General features: G+C 68.1%; 14 protein-coding genes. 6 read left to right on the top strand and 8 right to left on the bottom strand.

Going from position 1 to position 14942, the window contains the following annotated elements:
* The first annotated feature begins 5 nt into the window (after positions 1-5).
* The 4 genes from U3653_RS09440 (at position 6) to U3653_RS09425 (ending at position 5726) form a co-directional block, all read left to right on the top strand.
* On the top strand, positions 6-1811 hold the full coding sequence (locus U3653_RS09440; RefSeq protein ID WP_195079226.1) for a 3-deoxy-7-phosphoheptulonate synthase: 1806 nt from the start codon (positions 6-8) through the stop codon (positions 1809-1811).
* A 673-nt stretch (positions 1812-2484) separates the two neighbouring features.
* Entirely contained in the window at positions 2485-4908 is a 2424-nt protein-coding gene (locus U3653_RS09435) for a sensor histidine kinase (RefSeq protein WP_323124069.1), read from the top strand.
* Positions 4909-4938: 30 nt separating this feature from the next.
* Positions 4939-5355, top strand: a complete 417-nt coding sequence (locus U3653_RS09430; RefSeq protein WP_067799109.1) for a roadblock/LC7 domain-containing protein — start codon at positions 4939-4941, stop codon at positions 5353-5355.
* Positions 5352-5726, top strand: a complete 375-nt coding sequence (locus U3653_RS09425; protein WP_195045546.1) for a DUF742 domain-containing protein — start codon at positions 5352-5354, stop codon at positions 5724-5726. The genes U3653_RS09430 and U3653_RS09425 overlap by 4 nt, the downstream gene beginning before the upstream one ends.
* Positions 5727-5742: 16 nt before the next feature.
* On the opposite strand, the gene U3653_RS09420 is transcribed toward U3653_RS09425, so the two are convergent.
* Positions 5743-7698: an FAD-dependent oxidoreductase gene (locus U3653_RS09420; RefSeq protein WP_195079225.1), complete on the bottom strand. Its 1956-nt coding sequence runs from the start codon at positions 7696-7698 to the stop codon at positions 5743-5745.
* Positions 7699-7835: 137 nt separating this feature from the next.
* Entirely contained in the window at positions 7836-8420 is a 585-nt protein-coding gene (locus U3653_RS09415; RefSeq protein WP_195079224.1) for a hypothetical protein, read from the bottom strand.
* 393 nt (positions 8421-8813) lie between these two features.
* Between U3653_RS09415 and U3653_RS09410 the strand changes: the two genes are divergently transcribed.
* Positions 8814-10007, top strand: coding sequence for a lipase family protein (locus tag U3653_RS09410; RefSeq protein ID WP_195079223.1), 1194 nt, complete (start codon positions 8814-8816; stop codon positions 10005-10007).
* Positions 10008-10044: 37 nt separating this feature from the next.
* Here the strand turns inward: U3653_RS09410 and U3653_RS09405 are convergent, their stop codons facing one another.
* From U3653_RS09405 to U3653_RS09390, 4 genes are all read right to left on the bottom strand, one after another.
* Positions 10045-10791, bottom strand: a complete 747-nt coding sequence (locus U3653_RS09405) for a DUF6882 domain-containing protein (protein WP_195079222.1) — start codon at positions 10789-10791, stop codon at positions 10045-10047.
* A gap of 186 nt (positions 10792-10977) precedes the next feature.
* The gene (locus U3653_RS09400; protein WP_323124070.1) at positions 10978-11631 is read right to left on the bottom strand and encodes a hemerythrin domain-containing protein; all 654 of its coding nucleotides are present in this window, start codon (positions 11629-11631) and stop codon (positions 10978-10980) included.
* 189 nt (positions 11632-11820) lie between these two features.
* Complete coding sequence (locus U3653_RS09395) at positions 11821-12846, bottom strand: FAD-dependent monooxygenase (protein ID WP_195079221.1); 1026 nt, start codon at positions 12844-12846, stop codon at positions 11821-11823.
* Between the two features lie 81 nt (positions 12847-12927).
* Complete coding sequence (locus U3653_RS09390) at positions 12928-13350, bottom strand: hypothetical protein (protein WP_195079220.1); 423 nt, start codon at positions 13348-13350, stop codon at positions 12928-12930.
* A 199-nt stretch (positions 13351-13549) separates the two neighbouring features.
* On the opposite strand from U3653_RS09390, the gene U3653_RS09385 reads away from it, so the two are divergent.
* Positions 13550-13846, top strand: a complete 297-nt coding sequence (locus U3653_RS09385; protein ID WP_195079219.1) for a hypothetical protein — start codon at positions 13550-13552, stop codon at positions 13844-13846.
* Between the two features lie 131 nt (positions 13847-13977).
* Here the strand turns inward: U3653_RS09385 and U3653_RS09380 are convergent, their stop codons facing one another.
* Positions 13978-14178, bottom strand: coding sequence for a DUF397 domain-containing protein (locus U3653_RS09380; protein WP_435406557.1), 201 nt, complete (start codon positions 14176-14178; stop codon positions 13978-13980).
* Positions 14138-14935: a DUF5753 domain-containing protein gene (locus U3653_RS09375; protein WP_323124071.1), complete on the bottom strand. Its 798-nt coding sequence runs from the start codon at positions 14933-14935 to the stop codon at positions 14138-14140. Before U3653_RS09375 ends, U3653_RS09380 begins: the two co-directional genes overlap by 41 nt.
* Positions 14936-14942: the final 7 nt, after the last annotated feature.

The raw sequence follows: 14942 nt of genomic DNA, 5'->3' as shown, positions 1-14942 counted from the left end.
CGGTCGTGACGATCACGCACACCGGCACCGAACCACCGGGTGATTGCCCGCCCGGTGGTTCGGGCTTCCGCAAGCACGACGAGATCGGGCGGTTCGGCCACCCGCTGACCAGGATGCTGCTGGCGAGTGACGGATTCACCACGCCCGCGCTGGCGGCGATCCTGCGCACCGATCTGCACGTGCGCGTATTGCGCCAGGACGACATCTCGGCCGGTCGGCTGCCGAACACCGTCACCGACGCTCTCGGCGTCGCCGATTCCGATCGGGTCCTCGTCCGCAGATCCTGCCTGGTCAGCGCCGATCTGGTCACCGTGTCCGTCAACTACGTCGTCGCGGTGCGCGCGGGCGCGGCCGCTTCCGGCATGGACGACGTGCGGGTGCCGATCGGGACCGGCCTCATCGCCCGTGGCGTTTCCCAGCGGCGGCATCTGCTGCGGACGGGCGTGACGAGATGGCCGGACGGTCGCCTCTGCGCGGCACGGGCGTACGTCATGACGCTCGGCGATCGGCCACTGTGCTACATCCGGGAATCGTTCAACCCCGACGTCATCCCGCCCGACTACGACGCCACGGCCGGTGCCGATCCGCCGTGGGCCGACGAACCCCTCTCCGCGCGGCCGGGGTCGTTCGCGGTGGCGAACCGACTGTTCGCTGCGCGGGAATCCTCCGACAGCGAACAGCCGGGCGCGAAATCCACGGCACTCCCCATCCGCACGCGACGGCCACGGCACGGGACCGAACTCCCCCACCCGAGCGAATGCGACGCGCTGACGGCAGATCTCGCGAGGGCAGCACGAGGAGAAGGATTCGTGCTGCACCTCGATGGCCGGGACGACCTGTCCGGTGGCAGCGAGATCACGAAGCTCGCCGCGCGCAGGGCGCTGATGTATGCCGCCGCCGCCGTCATGACGCATGGGCTGGGCGCTACGACGATCACCATCGAGCGAGCGGCCAAGCGGCACGGCGACCCGCGCGCCGCCGCGGCGCTCGACGGATGGCCCGCCGACCGGCTGCCGCTCACGCTGTGCGTGCACCTCCTGCGCCGTGCCGCCGACCGGTCTCCCGCTCCGGTGCGGCGTGACCTGCTGCGCGCGGTGAGCGGACTGTTGCCCGTCGCGGCGATCGCACCGCCGGGCGCAGGCGAACTGCACACTTGGCTGCCCCGGCCGCGCGTCTCGCGCGAGCCGTCCGTCTCGCCCGGAGCGCAGCAGGCCGGCCGAGAACCCGACGGACGATGGTGGGATCGTTCGGCGCACCTCTTGTGGCTCGGCGATCGCGCTGGACCTTCCGCGCGCGGCCGGATGCGTGTCGCAGGCCGTGCAGGCAACCCCGTCGCGGTAACCCTCGGCCCTACCACCACCCCCGCGGATATCGAGTATCTGTGTCGCACGTTGAATCCGCGGAGACAGCCGGGCCGGCTCACGCTCGTACCGCAACTGGGCCTCGCCCGCACCCGTGACGCGCTTGCGGCCTTGTTCGCCGCCGCGGCGGCGTGTGAAACGCCGATCTGCTGGGTGTGCGATCCGATGCCGTACCCTCGAATTACGCGCGAGCGCAGCACATTTCGTTCCGAGGATGTCGTCGGCGCGATCGGCGCGTTCTTCCACGCCTGCCGGGCGAGCGGCACCGTTCCCGGCGGTCTGCATCTTCGATGCGGTCCCGATGCCGTCCTCGACGCGCCGGACGCGCACGGGGCGGAGCAGCCTGCCGCGCAACGCCGACGGCGTGGCGAGCCGGGTCTCGATCCCGTGGAAACGCTTCTCTGCGTCGTCGCCGCGCTCGAACTGCGGGCCGAATGGTCGCCGCGCTGACGGTTTCCCGTTCCCACGCTCCGGTAGAAGCCACTACCAGGGGAATCACCCATCATCGGTGCGGCCACATGGTGAATTCCCCGGCAGCGTTCGCACCGGCGTGATTGCCAGCAGCGGGAAACCGGAAAGCGAATCGGCGCTATATCATCGCCCGGTTCCGAGCGGCGTTCGCAGCCCTTCTCGGTGTCGGTTCGGATGACAGGAGCCGTCCGGCCACAGGGCACACGGGCGGCAGTCGCTGTATCGAGGGCATTGTTTTAATGACCAGAACTGTCGGTAAGTTAGCGATAGAGGTTCGCTCTGATTCCCGTAACAGCAGTTCGCGCAGTGATACCGCCGAGTAGCATCAGACCCGCGCGAACTCGGCGGTTGTCGACCGCGCTCGGTCGCGATGGCGCTCCGGCCCGCACGATACTGCCACGTAATAATTTCGGTTCACTTAACACAAGTCGCGAATCCGTGCGATTCGCGATCGAACCGCTACACTTTCGTTATTCTTCGGAACGGGTACAGGTGAGGTGCCGCCTGGGTTCGGGCGGGGCCGTGTCAGAGGTAGGCATTTTCAGCCGTGAGCAAGTGGTCTCAGCTTCGCGAATCCGCTATGGGAGTGGTTCGGTCGAGCCGGCGCGATGTCCGTGGTCGAGTCGGTGTCCGAGTACGACTGCTGGCGATCGTGCTCATATCGAGCGTCACGCTACTCGTCATCGGCGTCGGCGCCGCGGGTTATCTGGTGCAATCCGCCCGAGCGGCCAAAGAATGGGCGGAGTTGGCCAGCAGCACGACGGCGCCCGCCATCCAAATGGTCCAGGCGTTCCAGGAGGAACGCCGCCTGTCGTTGTTGTCCCTGGCCGGTGACACCGACGCCACCCGAGCGCTGGCCACCGCGCGCCAGCATTCGGACGCGGGGCTCGCGGCGGTGATGGCGAAAGGCGATGCCGCCCGCAAACTGAATCCCGACGGGTCGGCATCCGATATCGAGGCCTACAACAAGCTGTTCGCGATGGTTCCGACGGTGCGCGCCGGGGTCGACACCCGGCAGGCCGCGCCGAACGAGGTGGTCGAAATCTTCAGCGGGGTCATCGGCACGATCGTCGCCGCCTCGACGCTCGCCGCCCGGGTGGCGCCGGAAGCCGACATCGCCATGGAGCTGAACTACGGCGTCGAGGCTCTGCGCGCCGCCGAAGCCTTGTCGATGGCCGACACCTTGGGCACGGTGGCGCTCACCGTCGGCGAGAACACGCCCGCGCAACTGACCGAGTTCGCCCGGCTGGTGGGTGAATTCCGCAGCGAGGTCGCCTACGCCGGCCGGGTGTTGAAGGACAAGCGACTCGCCCAGCTCCAGGAGATCACCGCCGGACCGGCCTACCAGAAGCTGATCGCGATGCAAGACGCGGTGCTGGTGCACGGACCGGTGGAAGCGGGCTCCGACTCCGACGAGTCCACCGGCACCGGTCGGACCCAGAGCGGCCGGTCGACCTCCAGGACCACCCCGTTGCCCCTCAGCGTCGCGGCGTGGCAGGAGGCTTCCGGGCAGGTCTCCTCCGCCCTGCTGAAGGTCTGGGACGATCAGAGCCGCGCCGCCCACCAGATCGCTCGCGAGCGAGGTGACCAGACCGCGCGGCAGTCCATGCTCGGCGGCGCGGGCGTGCTGCTGGTCTCGACCATCGCCTTCCTCGCGGCATTGATCATGGCCAATCGCTTCATCGGACGAATGCGGCGGTTGCGGCGCGACACCCTGGAACTGGCGGACCAGCAGCTGCCCGATCTCATGAGCAGGCTGGGCCGAGGTGAGAGCGTCGGCTCCGGAGCCGAGTTGGCCCGGCTCGATTACGGCACCGACGAACTGGGCCAGGTGGCCGACGCCTTCAACCGTGCCCACGTCGCGGCCGTGTCCGCCGCGGTCGCGGAAGCGAAGACCCGAGCCGGCGTCAACGCGGTGTTCCTCAACATCGCCCATCGCAGCCAGGTCGTGGTGCACCGCCAGCTGGCGCTGCTCGATCAAGCCGAACGCAAAGAGGAGGACGCCGACCAGCTCGAGCTGTTGTTCCAGCTCGACCACCTGGCGACGCGGGCGAGGCGCAACGCCGAGAACCTCATCATTCTCGGCGGCGAGAAGCCGGGTAGACGCTGGCGCAAGCCCGTTCCGCTGGTCGATCTGGTCCGCGCCGCCGTCGCCGAAAGTCTCGACTACGCCAGGATCCAGACCGGCCGGCTTCCGGAACTCCAGGTGTCGAGCAACGCCGTCGCCGACTTGATCCACCTGATGGCCGAGCTGATGGACAACGCGACCTCCTTCTCTCCGCCGCAGGCGCGGGTCGAGGTGTCCGGCGTCGTGGTCGGGCGCGGTGTGGCGGTCGAGATCATCGACCAGGGTCTCGGCATGTCGGAGGCCGATTTCGCCGCGCGTAACGAGCTGTTGTCCAATCCACCGGATTTCAGTGTGGTGACCTTGTCCAGCGACACCAGGCTCGGGCTGTTCGTCGTCGCGAAACTGGCGCACCGACATGGCATTTCGGTGCGCTTGGGCGAATCGGTCTACGGCGGCGTCCGTGCGGTGGTGCTCATTCCGAGCGCACTTCTGCAATCGGATACGTCACCGCGCCTGCAGAACGACGCCGAGCCCGTCGAGCCCGTGCGCACACCGGCGCCGGGCGCCGCGCCTCGGCCTGCGGCGGTGCCGGGCCGATCGGCATGGTTCACCTCGGCCTCCGATCAGCAGGTACCAGCCCCGGCACCGCACGGCGACGACGGCAGCTTCGACACCGACGGCGGCAATTTCGACACCGGCAGTGGACGCGTCGAAACCGGCCACGGCCGCTTCGACACCAACGGTGGGCGCTTCGACGCCGGCAACAGCAGCTTCGACACCGGCAATAGTCGCTTCGACGCCGGCGCCACCGCGCAACCCGGTCCGGCCGACGCCCGGCCGCCGCTGCCACGCCGCCGCCGCCAATCTCCGCAGGAGCCGGAGCAACAGCCGCAGACGGCGACGCCAGCCCCGATCCGACAGCGGACCGCCGATGAAGCACGCAATCTGATGAGTGCCATCGAGAACGGCACCCGCCAGGGACGCCGGAAGCGTCCCGACTTCGACTAGTCCGCAACTCCCCATCTGCAGAAGGCGACCATGACTACTTCCCAGGGAACCGGTATCGGTTGGCTACTCGACGAGCTGGTCACCGGGCTGGCCGGAGCGCAGTCCGCGGTACTGCTGTCCTCCGACGGCCTGCTGATCGGCCACTCGGCCCAGCTGGACAAGGCCGACGCCGAGCGATTCTCCGCGATGGCATCGGCACTGCACAGTCTTTCCCGCAGTGTGGGCCACCATTTCGACGCCGGTGGCGTCTGCCAGACCGTGGTGGAACTCGACCGCGCGGTACTGTTCGTCACCACGGCGGGCGCCAACGCTTGCTTGGCGCTGCTGGCGTCCGAGACCGCCGATATGGGTATGGTGGCTTACGAAATGAACCAGACGGTGCAGCGAGTCGGGACACACCTGTCGGTCGACACGCGTCCGCATCCCCCCGCTTCGACACGGCCATGAGTTATCAGCACGATCCCTGGTATGAGGAAGACGCCGGTCCGATGGTCCGGCTCTTCGCCATCACCCGCGGCCGGGGTCGTGCCGTGCGCCGGGAACTGAATCTGGTCACCCTGGTGGTCGACGGCGCGCCTGGCACCGCACTGCGGCGTACCGAACCGGAATACGCCGCGATCGTGCAGTTGTGTCGCACCCCGCAGTCGGTGGCGGAGGTCTCCGCGCGCCTGAACCTGCCGCTGACCATGACGAAGGTCCTCATCGGCGACCTGCTCGACGACGGCAGGCTGATCTACCGGTCGGCGCAGCCAACGGCCGGGTCGGAGTCCGACCTCGGCCTCCTGCGCGCGGTGCTCGACGGCATCCGCGCGCTCTGACCGCGCCGACCGATCCTCAGCCCAACTGGGCGGCAAGCCTTTTGGCGTTCATGTAGGCGATCGCCTCGATCGAGACCATCGGGTTCACGCCCGACGCGGTGGGGAAGCTGGAGGCGTCGGCGACGACGATGTTCGCCACCTCCCAGGTGGCGCCGTCCGGGTTGGTGGCCGAGGTTTCCGGTGAGCCGCCCATCCGCGCCGAGCCCATGATGTGCAGTGCGCCCAGGGAGCAATGCCCCGGCCCGTACCCCGCGGCCCGGCACGCGACGGCGAAATCGGCGTGTGAACCCCGGCGGCCCGGTTCGTAGGAGACGCCCGCTTGGTGCCCGGAGAAGATGCGCCGCGCGCCCGCTGCTTCCAGAATGCTCGCCGCCCCCTCGAACCCGGTGTGCAAATGGGCGGCGTCGTAGTCCGACAACCGGTAATTCACGATCGGCTCACCATCGCGGTCGACGGCCACCGTGCCCGAATCGCGGTCGCGGGTGATGATGCCGATCGCGTTCGAATGCGCGAAATCGAGCATGGTGGTCCGATGCTTCTCGGCGCCGCGCCAGCTCATGAACCCGGTGGCGAGGCCGGGATGGATCGGACCGGTTTCGTAGATCACGCCGTAACCGTTGCCGTCCAAGTCGCTGTGCTCGCGGCAGATCCGGGTCTGCAAGCCGCCTTCCCACGGCCGGATCTCTTCCTCGAACACCCCGAAGACCGCCGCCGCCGGGTGCAGGCGCAGGTGGCGGCCGATGTTCTGGTTGCGCAATCCGGAGCGCCGCAGCAACGCCGGAGTCTGGATCGCTCCGGCCGCCGCCACCACCGCACGGGCGCGCACCTCGATCGCCACCCCGTCGGAGGTGACCGCCGAAACCCCCTGCGCTCGACCGTTGCGCACCGCGATCCGCCGCACATCGGCGTCCACGACCAGCCGTGCGCCCCGATCGGCCGCATCGGCGAGCCAGGTCTTGGTCACCGACTGTTTGGCGCCGAGCCGGCAGCCGTAGCCACACCGGCCGCACTCCACACCGGCGTCACAGGCATCGGTCACGTTGCGCGGCAACGTGTCCACCTCCCAGCCGAGCGCGCGGGCGCCGCGTTCCAGAACGCCGTCGCGAGCCGACAGCACCGACCGCCGATCGGTGACGCCGAGCCGCCGCTGCACCACGTCGAGCGCGTCGTCGAATTCGGCTTCGGCGAACTGGGCGGCGCCCAGCGCGGCCCACTCCGCCCGGACGTCCTGCGGGGTCGGCAAAGACGTGCTCCAGTTGACGACCGTTCCGCCGCCGAGGCAGGTGCCCGCGACGAGGGTGATCTGGCCTTCGCTCGATCCCGGCGGCCCCGGCGCGTACAGGTGCTGCAACCCGCCGAGTTCGCCGGTGCCGAAATCGCGGTCGTCGTAATAGTTCCCGCGTTCCAGCACCACCACATCGAGGCCCGCTTCGGCCAGCACCGCGGCTGCCACACCGCCTCCGGCGCCGGAACCGACGATCACCACATCACAGTCGAATTCGGTCGGCTCGGTGCAGCGCAGCGGTGTCAACGCGGGCGCGGGCGCCGTGGTCAGCGGGCCGGCCGGAGCCGGGTAACCGATCTCCTTCCACAGCGGATTGACACCCGCCGGGCCCGGAGTGATGTTGTAGGACAGCAGCGACGCTTGCTTGAGCGCCTGGAAGATCACCCGCACCGATTCGAAGCGCGAATCGGCGAGCCGCAGCAACGCCCGTTCCCGCTGCTCCTGCGACAGGCGGGAGAAGCGCCGCGGACCGCTGCCGGTGAGCAGCCCGGTCAGCCGGGAATCCCATAGGTTGAGCAACGTGGCCAGCTGCTTCTTCTCCGCCTCGCGCGGATTCCGCCCCAGTAGCTGGAAGACGGTGTCCACGGCGCCGAGCGCGCTTGCCGACGGCAGCGTCAACCCGTCGCCGGGGTTGAACGTGTCGCAGATGAGGTTCATCGCCGCGCGTTGCTTGGCTGTTGGTTCCATGTCGAACAGTCCCCTTCGTTTACGCCAGTGAGTTCTATCACACGACATGAACAACCACTAACTAAAGGCCCATCTGTCCTGGTGATTCCGGTTCAACCCAGGAGAATCCCTGCACACATAACGGGCACAGTTCGCGCTCACGCCCTGATGACGCTCGCGGCGGCGTATCCGACCGCGAGGAAGGCGTGCACGACCGACACGAGCGCCTTGCCGAGTTCCGCCACCGGATCCGCGCCCGCCCTCGGCCGCGCCAGCGACCACCGGGTGAAAATTCGCTCCGCGTGCACCGCGAGACGCAGCAACTCGGCGCGATACGACCCCAGCAGCGGCTGGTCACAGGCGCCCAGCGCCGCCGCGGTGAGATGCGCGCAGCGACCTATCGTCACCACGACTTCGAGCACCTCGTCCGGCACCGCGGTGAGCAGATAGGCGTCCGCGAGCGCGGCGGCCGCCCGCGTTCGCTCGACGACGCTTCCGAGCGCACGACCCAGTTCGGACAACTGCGCGCGGTCGGCGCTCGCGGGCCCGGACTCCAGCGCGGTGGTCAAGTTGCCGATGACCACGCCGAGCGCGTGCTCCACTCGGCGCAAGCGCTCCAGAATTCCCGACACATCGACCGGCGAGCATCCGAAGTCCGCCAGCACCGTCGCGGCCTCGACCAGTGTCGCGGCCGCCGCGCGGAAGTAGATCTCGGTAGTCGCGCTCGCCGTCGGCGTGCTCATGCCCACTCCTCGGGTTGTGCCTCGATCGGCAGCCGTGGGGGTGTCGACGCCGCCGGACAGCGTCGGCCGGTTGGCGTCGACAACCCAGTGCCGTCCGGGTAGCAATCGCCTCGAACCACCACGGTCGACAGTAATGATTCATAACATATCGCTGCTTTGAACTGGTAGATAGTCTCTTCATATTGAAAACAGTCGTTCACTTAATGCCTGATCCAACTGTTCGCCGACAGATCAGCTACAACCAGGCACAGGACAGGAGAAGCGGGGTTCCGCGGCCCGCGAAGTCCGAGCCCTCCGCGGCCCCGAGGCGACCGTCCGGGCCCGGCGCGCACCGCTCCGGTCCGCGCACGCGCGATGATGGAGCGGAGCCGATGATCGTCGAGAGGATCACGGATGGAACGTCTGAGGCGATTGCTGGTCGCGGTAGTCGTCGTGTTCGCAGCCGCCGGATGCGGGAACACCGAGCACGAACCGCCACCCGCTCGCGGCGAGATCGTTTCGGCCACGCCCTTGCTGAGTCTGACGCCCGAGCAGACCGCGGCGCTGTTGACGAACGGCGGAATCTCCACTCCGGTCCGCAACGGCGTCGACGCCTTTCGTCTGGAGTACCGGACGATCACCCCGCACGGCAAGCCGACCACCGCCAGCGGGCTGGTGGCGCTGCCGCGTACCGACTCCCGGCGACTGCGGGTGGTCAGCTATGAGCACGGGACCATGACGCTCAAGAGCGACGCGCCATCGGTCGATACCCGCGATCTTCCCGATCGGCTGCGCACGGTCGCCTTCGCCGCCGCGGGTTACGCGGCGACCGCACCCGACTATCTGGGCCTGGGGACCGGTCCGGGCACGCATCCCTACACCCATGCCCCCTCGGAGGTCAGCGCATCGGCCGACCTGTTGCGGGCGGCCGGCTCCCTCGCGGCCCAGCAGCGGCGAGAACTCGACCCGGAGGTGCTCGTGACCGGGTTCTCCCAGGGCGGCCACGCGGCGATGGCGCTCGGCAAGGCACTGGCCGCCGGGACCATCCCCGGCTTCGGGGTCGCCGCCCTGGCCCCGATCAGCGGACCCTACGACCTCCAGCACGTCCAGGCGCCCGCCGCGCTCGACGGGCGGGTCCTACCGGGCGCGGCGGTGTTGTTCCTCTCCTACTGGATCACCGCGATGAACCGGATCCACCACCTCTACGACGATCCGGCCGAGGCCTTCCAACAGGCCTACGCCGACAAGGTGGACGACCTGTTCGACGGCTTCCACAGCGAGATCACCATCGTGACCTCGCTGGCCCCCACTCCAGGGCAACTGCTGACCCCCCGGTTCCTCCGATCGGCCGCCGAGCCGACCGGCGCCGCCGCGGCGGCGATCGCCGAGAGCGACGGCACCTGCGACTGGACACCGCGCATACCCGTCCATCTCTACGCTTCCCGCAGCGACCGCGCCGTGCCGTATCCGAATGCCGAGCACTGCCTGCGAGCTCTCGGTGGCAACGCGACACTGCGCGACTTGGGCGATCTGGACCACGCCGGAACGGCCCGGGTTGCCGTCCCCGAGATCCTCGGCTGGTTCCAGCACCAGTTCCCGCCCAGCTGACCAGCGCCGCCGCGCGTGGGTGCGGCGGTCGAGCGGATCACGCCGACTGCGTCTCGGAGGCGAGATGTGCGCCGACACGGTCCACGACGATCCGGATATCGAGATTCGCGATCCGGCCCTCAGCGTCGAACTCGACCTCCCCCGCGAGCCCCTCGCCGCCGAACTCCAGCACCCGATAGTCGTCGAGGAATTCCGTGTCCAGCCCCCGCCGGGTCAGATAGCTGTACACGGCACGCCGGTGATCCGTCAACGGCAGCGCGCCGAAGCCGTGGGCCAGCACGCGAGCGAGGCCGGAGGGAGTGGGCGCCGGCAACTCGAAGGCGGGGTGGTCGATGAGGAACGCGACGCACGCGCCATCGATGACACCGCAGTAGGAGTTCCACCGCCCACAGACGATCTTCGCGGCGTCCGCCATCAACGATGCCACCTGATAGGGCTCCGGCGCCGCCGCGCCGAGCACCACGGGCAGTTCGGCCGAACACAATTCGGCGACACGGTAGCGGGAACCGAACTCGCGCACCGTCTCCGCGGCACGCAGCAGCGACCGCGGGTAGCCCCAAGGATTGACCCACCCCCACAGCCACGCGTCGTCGTCCGCCGTGCCGAGCAGGTGGACGTCGGTACACACGAAGGAGCGCTCCTCGCCGAGGAATTCGAGCCGACGTCCTTCCAGGTCGGCCTCCAACACGTGGGCGCCGAGCACCTGCTCGACGTGGAGCCGGTGTTCGAGCGACAGCAAGCCCGCGTCATCGAGAAGTCTCGTCAGTGGCACGGTTTGGGACACCGCGACAGCGTAGTCAACGCGCGGTCACTTCTCCGCTTCCGCTCGGGTTTCCGAACATCCGGAGCGCGGCGACGCCGCCGCCCGCCGCGCAGCCGTGCGGCCCTCGGCCCACTCGGTTCATCCCACCGAACGAAGGCATGCGATCCACGCGAATGTCGCGGGAGCGGTGGGGGTACGGCCTGCCGGTCAGTTCCTTCTCAGGGTGCCGACACCCAGCGATCCGTTCGCAGCGGGCCGCGCTTTCTTCTCTGCTCCCTCCTCTGCCGCGTGGACATAGCTGACCGGATCCTTGTCGACGGGCTGGACGCCGGCGAAGTTGCGCGCCTCGTAAGCGGCGAAAGCGACGGCCAGCTGATGGCGACGCGGCAGCCCGGCAAGGCGGCGGAAGTCGGTGAGGCCCTCGCGTTCTTCCTCGGCCATGTGATCGCTGTTGGCCGCGTTCGCCGCCGCGACGGCCGCGTACCAGGCGTCGGCGCCGACCTGATGACGGGCTACCTCGGCGATCGCGTCCCTGATCTCGTTGTGGTCGTGGATGGCGTCGAGTGTCTCGTTCTCCACCCCGCCCGCGCGCCGGGCCGCGATACCCACTTGCAGCAGGGCGGGGTAGAAGATCTCCTCCTCCGCCTGCGCGTGCAGCTCGAGGAAGGCCGCGAGCCGGTGCCAGATCGCGGAAAGCGCGCCGGTGTCCGCGCGATCGATCTGCTCCAGGATCGCGAACAGCCGCCGTTGTTCCTGGTGGTCGTCCAGAATCAGCTGGGTAATGTCCACGAATTCCTCCCTGAGATCGCACTTCAGGTCAGCACTGAACGCCGAGGCAGACGACCCTTGGGCAGCTGGCATCTCCTCAGGGGTCCTGACGTTAATTCACCGCCGAGCCATTCCGCTGCCGACGCACCGCCGCGTGTCCGCTTCACCGTTCAGGGGCCGAGTGCCCCGGCGGTCTTCGGTCGCGAGGTACTCGCTTCCGTGTCGTTCGTCGGCGTGCGGAGGACTACGAGGAAGGCCACACAACGCGTCCTCGAGCGACGTCTAGTTCGCGGCGCGGCGGTAGGGCGGAACGACCCGTTCCCGGTCGGTGGCGATCCGCCGGCGCCGGGCCGTCATCGCGTCCGCGGGCGAGGCCCCGGTGGACAGTGCGTGAAAGATGGCTGCCGCGTCCTCGATGGCGTCGCGCGCGCCGACTCCTTCGGCCGGTGTGATGGCGTGATCGGCGTCCCCGCAGAGGATGACCGGCAGCTGTGCGGGAGCGGCTGCGGTGAAAGGGACGTTGCGCGCATTGGAGATGTGCACGGTCTCCGTCTCGGCCAACAGGAGATCGACCACGTCACGGATGCCAGGGGCGACCGTTCGGATCAGTTCGGCCCACTCCACTACCGGATGGAATCCGAGGTCCGGAGCGGGAAGAGCTGGGCGGGTGACTCTGGCGAACCAGACGGACAGTCCTTCGTCCCAGTAGTGACCGAACGCGCCCGCTGGGCGGCCATCCGCACCGATGCGGCCGTCGAAGTGCAGCACCGCGCTCTTGGTGCGCAACGCCTGAGCACGCTCGGTGCGGCCGTAGAACACAATCTGTCCGGCGTACTCGGGCGTTCGTCCCGGCTCGATCCGGCGGCGGGCGAGGGAGTCGATGCCATCGGCCGCGATGACGACATCGTCGGCGGGCAGCCGGGTAGCGCCGCTGAACAGCATGCCATGGTCGATATCGGTCACCGCGGTGCCGTAGTGGAATTCCGCCGCTGTGGCAGTGGCGAATTCGGTCAGCACCGACATGAGTTCGGCACGCAGGTACAGCCGATGACCACGGCTCGGCCCGAAACGGGCTTCGCCCGGCTGGTACTCCACCCGCAGGGCGTCCACCGGATGGGCGACCTCGTCCAGCCGGTCGGCGGGCACGCCGAGAGTCGTCAGCGCGGCATGGGCACGGTCGTCCAGTACCAGGAACGCCCCGACGCCGACCGATGGCTGACTTTCGTACACACGGACCGGAATACCTTCGCGGCCAAGCGCTCCCGCCAGCACGGTCCCGGCGATTCCTCCACCGACGATGGTCACCATGTCACTCAGCGTAGAGCGGCATGCGCCGGTCGCGCCGCCGATCGCTGCCGACGCCAGGGCGGCAGAAGCACAGCGCCCGGTCTATCCCGGGATGACGTACTGCACCTGGACCGAATCGGGCGAGTGGAAGATCTCCTTCGTGGTGACGGACAATTCGACGTGACCGGGGCCGGAGGGGATGGTGGCCGAGTTGTACCACGAGCCGACCAGCTTGATCGTGGTGTTTCCGCGCGCCCCGGTATCGATGTTGTGCCAGGAGACGTAGGCGGTGGTCGCGCAGGTACCGATGCCCTGGAAGGCGCTGGTGAGGTGGAGCCCCTGGGACGAGTCCTGGTCCACGTTCCCGCGAATCGTGCCGTAGCACAGACCCGCTTCCGTCGCGGTGGTGTAGAGGACCGGCAGGTTGACCGCCTCGGCCGAGGCAGTACCGGCGAAGACGAACGCCGGAGCACAGGCCACGACGGCGGCAGCGGCGGTCGCGGCGAATTTGGTGACTGAGCGCATGAACTTTCCCCTCTGAGTCTGCACACTGATCGGCATGCCCGGTGGCCGGGCCCCTGGAAGCTCGAGAACACCGGACTGCACGTCTTATCCGTCATCAGCCCATGGGCGTTACGCCGAGGCCATGTCCACGACCGCCGTGATCCGCTGTTTCGCCTGATCGACGTAGTGTTGGATTCCGCAGGAGACGAGTAGGGATCAGGTGGCTTCAGACATCGTTGTGCAGGACATCAACCATGCCGAGATTCACCGCTTCGGTGACGATGCGGACGAAACGCTGTTCAAGCTGTGCACTGAGCAGCCCGAAACCAGCTTGGTACGGGGCATCTCCCGTTACGGCGACACCATGTTCAATCGGTACCAGCTCGGCTTGATCCTGGATCAGATCGAGGGGATCGAGGTACGGACCGATGCCGAGCGGCAGGCCATCGACCTGCTGAGGCTAGCATCGTCCATCGCGCTCCGCGCCAACGGATATCTCCTGTTCGTCGGCGACTGACGGGCGGACCGCTCGAATATGGGCGAGCAGAAGAAGAAAGGCACGGGAACCCCGATCTCAGGACCTTCGCTGCCGCCGCCCGCGTGCCTACTGTCGTCTTCGGTGAACACCGGCGATCGAGCAGGCGCAACTCAAGGCCGGTCGAACTGCCCGTCTCGCGCGCCCGACACAAACGTGTCCCACTCCGAGGGCGTGAACACCAGCACCCCGCTGTGAGGGTTCTTCGAGTCGCGAACCCCCACGCGGCCGCCGTCCAGATGCGCGATTTCGACGCAGTCACTACCGGCGGAACTACGAGTGCTCTTGAACCAGCGCGCTCCGGATAGATCCACGGACACAGTCGAACTCCTTCGCTGCCTGCCGCAGCAGGCGTTTGCTACTCGGCACGTCCAACGCTACCCGCTTCACCACCTCGATTGCAGTTCGATAGCGGCGAACGGTGCTGGGTCGCTCCAGGTAGATGTCACCGGTATAGCTCTGGACGTAGACCACCGGCGGCTCCAGCACCCGCCCGTCGTCGTCTGCCGCGAAGTCCAGAATCGTGAACGGTCCGGTGGATGTTCCCAGCGGGTACCCGGCCCCGAACGGAAGCACCTGCACGCGAACGTTCGGCGGCAGGTCAGCGAGGTGACGCAACTGCACTGACATGACGCGAGGGCCGCCGACCACTCGCCTGGTCGCCGCTTCGTCCAGCAACAGCACCGCATGATGGCCCGCGCCGCCACTTCGATGGACAGTCCCGCTTCCTGCCTCATCCTGCGCAGGCAGCGGCCGAGGCTGCGGTGTGGAACGCCCCCGGTCCCGCGAATGTCGGCCTCGAGCTGCCGAATACCGGCGCGCGCATCGCTCTCCCCCATACTGTTTGCTCCCTTCTGTGGAATATCCGCACCCGCTGACTGGAATATTTCGAAAGATATTGTGGAAGGCGGTTTTTCGGCCTTCTGGACGCCATTGTGCAGGATCGCTGGAAGGTGTCCAGGGCTTTTGCCACTTCGCATCGCGAATTTCCGCGGGAATATCCACACGGCCCGCGTCGGGTGCTCCACTGACCGCGTGATCGGCGCGGCGAGACTCCCCGTTCGCCGCCATTGGACCA

It is taken from the genome of Nocardia implantans (genome assembly GCF_035544775.1).
Taxonomy (GTDB): domain Bacteria; phylum Actinomycetota; class Actinomycetes; order Mycobacteriales; family Mycobacteriaceae; genus Nocardia; species Nocardia implantans.
Note: the sequence above shows the minus strand (reverse complement) of the source record. Positions and strands in the feature narration are given on the sequence as shown.

Excerpts from the sequence above, each read along its gene's own strand:
- U3653_RS09375 (WP_323124071.1), bottom strand. The coding sequence starts at position 14,935 with ATGGCGGCGAACGGGGAGTCTCGCCGCGCCGATCACGCGGTCAGTGGA.
- U3653_RS09415 (WP_195079224.1), bottom strand. The coding sequence starts at position 8,420 with ATGAGCACGCCGACGGCGAGCGCGACTACCGAGATCTACTTCCGCGCG.
- U3653_RS09430 (WP_067799109.1), top strand. The coding sequence starts at position 4,939 with ATGACTACTTCCCAGGGAACCGGTATCGGTTGGCTACTCGACGAGCTG.
- U3653_RS09395 (WP_195079221.1), bottom strand. The coding sequence starts at position 12,846 with ATGGTGACCATCGTCGGTGGAGGAATCGCCGGGACCGTGCTGGCGGGA.
- U3653_RS09400 (WP_323124070.1), bottom strand. The coding sequence starts at position 11,631 with ATGCCAGCTGCCCAAGGGTCGTCTGCCTCGGCGTTCAGTGCTGACCTG.
- U3653_RS09410 (WP_195079223.1), top strand. The coding sequence starts at position 8,814 with ATGGAACGTCTGAGGCGATTGCTGGTCGCGGTAGTCGTCGTGTTCGCA.
- U3653_RS09420 (WP_195079225.1), bottom strand. The coding sequence starts at position 7,698 with ATGGAACCAACAGCCAAGCAACGCGCGGCGATGAACCTCATCTGCGAC.
- U3653_RS09390 (WP_195079220.1), bottom strand. The coding sequence starts at position 13,350 with ATGCGCTCAGTCACCAAATTCGCCGCGACCGCCGCTGCCGCCGTCGTG.
- U3653_RS09425 (WP_195045546.1), top strand. The coding sequence starts at position 5,352 with ATGAGTTATCAGCACGATCCCTGGTATGAGGAAGACGCCGGTCCGATG.